This window comes from Sphingomonas sp., from assembly GCF_051962185.1.
GTDB lineage: Bacteria > Pseudomonadota > Alphaproteobacteria > Sphingomonadales > Sphingomonadaceae > Sphingomonas.
Genome location: NZ_JBQCCN010000255.1, coordinates 1 through 6,436, shown reverse-complemented (window position 1 = coordinate 6,436; position 6,436 = coordinate 1). Strand labels below are relative to the sequence as shown.

Here is a 6,436-nt window from a genome sequence, read left to right as displayed (position 1 = left end):
AATGACGGTTAATCGTCCGATCGCGCTATGGGCAGCGGCCTCAGGTATGAACGCGTAGCGACTATGCCCCAAGGAGAGACACCCCTACGCCGTCATGCCGGCCTTGTGCCGGCATCCACGGAGCCGCAAGCGCTGGGGTGCGAGGTACGGTGGATCCCGGCACAAGGCCGGGGTGACGGGGGATGGCAGCGGTGAGGAGCAAAACTCCATCTCCCCTTGTGGGAGAGGGAGATTTCTCACCAAATCCTCACCCGATCCTTCGGCGCCACATACAGCGCCTCGCCCGGCTTCACCCCGAACGCGGCGTACCAGCCGTCGATGTTGCGTACGACGCCGTTGACCCGGACCTTGCGGAAGCTGTGCGGGTCGCTCGCCACCTGGCGGCGGATCGCTTCTTCCTTCATCTTGCCTGCCCAGACCTGCGCCCAACCCATGAACACGCGCTGGTCGCCGGTCAGCCCGTCGACCACCGGTGCAGGCTTGCCGCGTAGCGATTCGTGATAGGCCTGGAGCGCGATCGACAGGCCGCCGAGATCGGCGATGTTCTCGCCCATCGTCAGGTCGGGATTGATGAACATCCCCGGCACCGGCTCGTATTTGGCATATTGCGCACCGAGCATCGCCGCACGCTTCTTGAACGCCGCGGCGTCCGCCGCCGTCCACCAGTCGCGCAGCGCGCCGGTGGAGTCGATCGAGCGGCCCTGGTCGTCGAAGCCATGCGTCATTTCATGGCCGATCACGCCGCCGATCGCGCCGTAATTATATGCCGGGTCGGCCGCCGCATCGAACATCGGCGCCTGCAGGATCCCTGCCGGAAAGACGATGTCGCGCAAGCTGCCGTTATACGCATCGTTGGTCTGCGGGGTCATCAGCCAGTCGGCGCGATCGACCGGCCCGTCCGAACGCCCGACCTGGAAATCATATTCATAGGCGACCGCGCGCCGGGCATTGCCGAGCAGGTCGTCGCGCTTGATCGCCAGGCTCGAATAATCGCGCGGCTTGTCGGGATAGCCGACCTTGATCTGATAGGTTTCGAGCTTCTTGAGCGCTTCGGCCCGTGTCGCCGGACCCATCCAGTCGATCTTCTCGATGCGATGATGGAAGGCGGTCTTGAGATGGCCGACGAGGTCGGTGATCTTGGCCTTGGTCTCGGCCGGGAAATAGCGCTGGCTGTAGAGTTCGCCGACCGCCCAGCCGATCGACCCGAAGCAACTGGCCGGATCGGCGCCGCAATCGCCGCCTCCGACGATCCCGATCCCGCGCTTCCAGCGCGGCGGCAGCGCGTCGAGGCCCGACAGGGTCTTGCCGTGGAAATCGAACCCGGTGTCGACGAACGGGCTCGACAGATAGGGCGCGGCAAGGTCGGCGACGCGGAACGCCTCCCATGCCTTCAGAGTCGCGACCGGCGTGTCGGCCCAAAGTTTCGCGACCTTGGGAAAGGCGGTGTTGTTGGTGACGACCAGCCGTTTCTTCGTGCCCAGCTTGGCGGCCTTGAGATAGCGCGGCCAGTCGAAGCCCGGCGCATAAGCGGCAAGCTCGGCCGGGGTCATCGGATTGTACTGCGTGGTCAGGTCGCGCTGCTGCACCTTGGTCCAGCTCGCCTCGGCGATCCTGGTCTCGAACGCCATGACCGCATCGGCAGAGGCGTCGGGCTGCTCCCAGCCGATCAAGGTCAGCATTTTCTGGATATAGGCGCGGTACGCGGCGCGCTGCTTCTCGAAATCCTTGGTCAGGTAATAATCGCGGTCGGGCAGCAGCAGCCCGCCTTGCCCCATATAGACCGCATAGACGCCCGGCTGCTTGAGGTCGGTATCGATATAGGCCCCGAATGGCGAGGCGTAGAAACCGGGCTCGCCCGCCAGCGCCGCGAGCGCCGAGCGGTCCTGCGCGCCGCGGATCGCGTCGAGTTCGGGCGCCAACGGCTTGGCGCCCAATGTTTCGATCGTCTTCTCGTCCATGAACGACGCGTAATAGGCGCCGACCTTGCCCTTCACGTCGACTGGCGCCTCGGTGGCATTGGCCGAGACGTCGTCCATGATCGCATGGAGCCGCTCTTCGATCCGCTTGCTCATGTCGAACCGCTTGCCCGCCGACACCTGGTCGCTCGGGATGGTCAGGGTGCGGAGGTACTTGCCGTTGGAATAATTGAAGAAATCGTCGCCTGGCCTGACGCTGTCATCGCGCGCGCTGAGGTCGAGCCCGTGCGGCGGGTAAATCGGCCCGGCGGCGATGGCGCCGCCCAAGACGGTTGCCGTCGCGAGCGCGGCGATGATGGCGAACGTCTTCATGCGACTCCCCCCTCCTGATGTGAGCGGGAGCCTATCGCGGTGTGTTGGTGGGATCAATCAGCCCCATCCGTCATGCCGGCCTTGTGCCGGTATCCACGGAGCCGCACGCCCTTCGGCCTGTGGCACGGCAGACCCCGGCACAAGGCCGGGGTGACGGGGGAGCGAAGGTGCGGTGAGGACCAAAACGCCCTCTCCCCTTGGGGGGAATTTTGCACCTCAATCCAGGTTCGGCCGCAGCCAGCGCTCGGCCTGGGGCAATTCCACCCCGCGCCGCGCGGCATAATCCTCGACCTGGTCCTTGCCGATCCGCGCGACGCCGAAATATTCGGCTTCCGGATGCCCGAAATAGAAGCCGCTGACCGCTGCGGTCGGCAGCATCGCGAAGCTCTCGGTCAGGCTGATGCCGGTCTCGTGATGCGCGTCGAGCAGCTTGAACAGGATCGGCTTGAGGCTGTGGTCGGGGCAGGCGGGATAGCCCGGCGCCGGACGGATGCCGCGATATTCCTCCTTGATCAGCGCCTCGTTGGTCAGCTGCTCGCCCTCGGCATAGCCCCACAAGGTGGTGCGGACATGCTGGTGCAGCCGCTCGGCCATCGCCTCGGCGAAGCGGTCGGCGAGCGCTTTCAGCAGGATGTCCGAATAATCGTCGATCGCCGCCTTGAACCGCGCGAGATGCGGTTCGATGCCGTGGATCGAGACCGCGAACCCGCCGATCCAGTCGCCCGCCGGGTCGATGAAATCGGCCAGGCACATGTTGGGCCGGCCCTCGCGCTTGACGATCTGCTGGCGCAGCATCGGCAGGCGCTCGAGGTCGCTATTCTCGGCCAAGCCGAGATGCTCGAACCCGCCGAGTTCGTCAGGGGTCCAGACATTCTCCGGATCGACGAAGACGTCGTCGCCGTGCCGCACGCACGGCCAGAGCCCAACCACCGCGCGCGCGGTCAGCCATTTCTCGGCGATGATGCGGTCGAGCATCTTGTTGGCGTCGGCGAACAGCGAGCGTGCGCTCTCGCCCACGATCTCGTCGTCGAGGATCTTGGGATAGGTGCCGGCGAGTTCCCAGGCACGGAAGAACGGCGTCCAGTCGATGCACTCGCGCAGGTCGTTGAGGTCCCAATCGGTATAGACATGCTTGCCCGGCTGTTTCGGCGCGGGCGGCTTGAGCGCCATGTCGGCCTTGAAGCCGTTCTCGCGCGCCGCCTCGATCGGCAGCAGTTCGTTCTGCCCCTTGTCCTCGCGCGCCTTGCGCACCGCTTCATATTCGCCGGCGACCTTGGTCACGTAATCGTCGCGCTGGGTGTCGGAGACGAGCGTGGTCGCCACGCCGACCGCGCGGCTGGCGTCGAGCACATGCACGACCGGGCCGTCATAGGCCGGAGCGATGCGCAGCGCGGTGTGCACTTTCGACGTCGTTGCGCCGCCGATCAGCAGCGGCATCGTCATCTTGGCGCGCTTCATCTCCTCGGCGACGGTGACCATCTCGTCGAGGCTTGGCGTGATCAGCCCCGACAGGCCGATCATGTCGGCATCATTCTCGTTCGCCGCTTCGAGGATCTTCGACCAGGGCACCATCACGCCGAGATCGACCACTTCGAAGCCGTTGCACTGGAGCACGACGCCGACGATGTTCTTGCCGATATCGTGGACGTCGCCCTTGACGGTCGCCATCACGACCTTGCCCTTGCCCTTGGCGCCCGGCTCCTTCTGAGCCTCGATGAACGGCAGCAGATGCGCCACCGCCTTCTTCATCACGCGCGCCGACTTGACCACCTGGGGCAGGAACATCTTGCCCGATCCGAACAGGTCGCCGACGACGTTCATGCCGTCCATCAGCGGCCCTTCGATCACCTCGATCGGGCGCGCGGCCTGCAGACGGCACTCCTCGGTATCCTCGACGACATATTGGTCGAGACCCTTCACCAGCGCATGTTCGAGCCGCTTCTCGACCGCCCAGCCGCGCCATTCCTCGGCCGCCTTCTCGGCCGCGGCATCGGTGCCGCGGAATTTCTCGGCCAGCGCGACCAGCCGCTCGCCGGCCTCGGGATCCTTGTTGAGGATGACGTCCTCGCACGCCTGGCGCAGCTCGGGATCGATCGTGTCGTAGACGTCGAGCTGGCCGGCATTGACGATCGCCATGTCCATGCCCGCGGGGATCGCATAATAGAGGAACACCGAGTGCATCGCGCGGCGCACCGGCTCGTTGCCGCGGAACGAGAAGCTCAGGTTCGACAGGCCGCCCGAGATATGGACATGCGGGCAGCGCTTCTTGATCTCGCGCGTCGCCTCGATGAAATCGACGCCGTAATTGTTGTGCTCCTCGATGCCCGTCGCGATCGCGAAGACGTTGGGGTCGAAGATGATGTCCTCGGGCGGGAAGCCGATCCCGGTCAGCAGCTTGTAGGCGCGCTCGCAAATCTCGACCTTGCGCGCCTCGGTATCGGCCTGCCCGGTCTCGTCGAACGCCATGACGACCGCCGCGGCGCCATAGGCCATGCATTTGCGGGCGTGTTCGAGGAACTGCTCCTCGCCTTCCTTCATGCTGATCGAATTGACGATCGGCTTGCCCGAGACGCACTTGAGCCCGGCTTCGATCACCGCCCATTTCGAGCTGTCGATCATCACCGGCACGCGCGCGATGTCGGGCTCGGCGGCGATCAGCTTGAGGAAGGTGGTCATGGCATGGACCGCGTCGAGCAGCCCTTCGTCCATGTTGACGTCGACCACCTGCGCGCCATTCTCGACCTGCTGGCGCGCGACCTCGACCGCCTTGGCATAGTCGCCGGCCATGATCAGCTTCTTGAACGCCGCGGAGCCGGTGACGTTGGTGCGCTCGCCGACATTGACGAAATTGGCGGAGGAGGAAGTGGTCATTTTCTACTCTTAACTCCCCTCCCGCTTGCGGGAGGGGTTGGGGGAGGGTCTGTCTTGTTCGAGCGGCTGGAGGAGGACACGCCCTCCCCTCGCCCCTCCCGCAAGCGGGAGGGGAAAAACGCCGCCATGATCATCGGCTCGAGCCCGGCCAATCGGGTCCGCACCTCCGGCGACACGATCTTGCGCGAGGCGAGACCCTTCACCCCATCCGCGATCGCCTTGATGTGCGCAGGCGTCGAGCCGCAGCAGCCGCCCAGGATGTTGACCTGCCCGGCCTCGGCCCATTCGCCGACCAACCCGGCGGTGGTCGCCGGTTCCTCGTCATAGGCGCCGAGCTCGTTGGGCAGGCCAGCGTTCGGATAGACCATGATCAGCGTGTCGGCGATATCGGCCAGGGTCTTGACGTGCGGGCGGAGCTGCTCGGCGCCGAACGAGCAATTGAGCCCGATCGTCACCGGCCGCGCATGGCGCACCGCGTGCCAGAACGCCTCTACCGTGTGGCCCGACAGGTTGCGGCCCGACAGGTCGGTCAGGGTCATCGACAGCATGATCGGCAAGTCGCGGCCAAGCGCCTCGCCCGCCTCGATCGCCGCCATCACGCCGGCCTTGGCGTTGAGCGTGTCGAAGACCGTCTCGATCAGCACGAAATCGATCCCGCCCTCGACCAAAGCGTCGATCTGCTCGCGATACACGTCCTTGAGGTAATCGAAGTCGATCTCGCGATAGCCCGGATCGTTGACGTCGGGCGACAGTGACAGGGTCTTGTTGGTCGGCCCGATCGCGCCGGCGACGAAGCGCGGGCGGCCGTCCTTGGCCTCGAACTCGTCCGCGATGGCGCGCGCCATCTTCGCGCTCTCGAGGTTGATCTCACGTACCAGATGCTCGGCGCCGTAATCGGCCTGGCTGATGCGGTTGGCCGAGAAGGTGTTGGTCTCGGCGATGTCGGCGCCGGCCTCGAAATAGGCGCGGTGGATCGACGCCGGCACCTCGGGCTTGGTCAGCGCGAGGATGTCGTTATTGCCCTTCTGGTCGTGGGTCAGGCCGAGCGTACCGGCATAATCGGCCTCGGCGAGCTTCCAGTTCTGGATTTCGGTGCCGAACGCGCCGTCGGTGATGAGGATGCGCTTCGCGGCCTCGGCGAGCAGTTTTTCACGTGCAGTCGTCATAAGCGTCATCCCAGCGAAAGCTGGGATCTCCCAGTTATTGAGCGTGCCGCGTGCGGCACGAGACCCCAGCTTTCGCTGGGGTGACGAGAAATTCACGCCGCCTCTGCCTTC

The 6,436-nt window shown here is 65.3% G+C and carries 3 protein-coding genes; all 3 read right to left on the bottom strand.

The genetic code is table 11. From position 1 onward, the window contains the following. Positions 1-236: 236 nt before the first annotated feature. The 3 genes from ACTHJR_RS16370 to ACTHJR_RS16360 all read right to left on the bottom strand — a co-directional run bounded on the left by ACTHJR_RS16370 (position 237) and on the right by ACTHJR_RS16360 (position 6,325). The gene (locus ACTHJR_RS16370) at positions 237-2,288 is read right to left on the bottom strand and encodes a M13 family metallopeptidase (RefSeq protein WP_440524312.1); all 2,052 of its coding nucleotides are present in this window, start codon (positions 2,286-2,288) and stop codon (positions 237-239) included. A 216-nt stretch (positions 2,289-2,504) separates the two neighbouring features. After that, a complete protein-coding gene (gene metH, locus ACTHJR_RS16365) occupies positions 2,505-5,159 on the bottom strand; it encodes a methionine synthase (protein ID WP_440524310.1) in 2,655 nt (884 codons plus the stop codon). Further along, positions 5,156-6,325, bottom strand: coding sequence for a homocysteine S-methyltransferase family protein (locus tag ACTHJR_RS16360; protein ID WP_440524308.1), 1,170 nt, complete (start codon positions 6,323-6,325; stop codon positions 5,156-5,158). The genes metH and ACTHJR_RS16360 overlap by 4 nt, the downstream gene beginning before the upstream one ends. Between the last annotated feature and the right edge of the window lie 111 nt (positions 6,326-6,436).

Bases quoted from the DNA above. Each gene is read 5' to 3' on its own strand.
- metH (WP_440524310.1), bottom strand. From the start codon at position 5,159: ATGACCACTTCCTCCTCCGCCAATTTCGTCAATGTCGGCGAGCGCACC.
- ACTHJR_RS16370 (WP_440524312.1), bottom strand. From the start codon at position 2,288: ATGAAGACGTTCGCCATCATCGCCGCGCTCGCGACGGCAACCGTCTTG.
- ACTHJR_RS16360 (WP_440524308.1), bottom strand. From the start codon at position 6,325: ATGACGACTGCACGTGAAAAACTGCTCGCCGAGGCCGCGAAGCGCATC.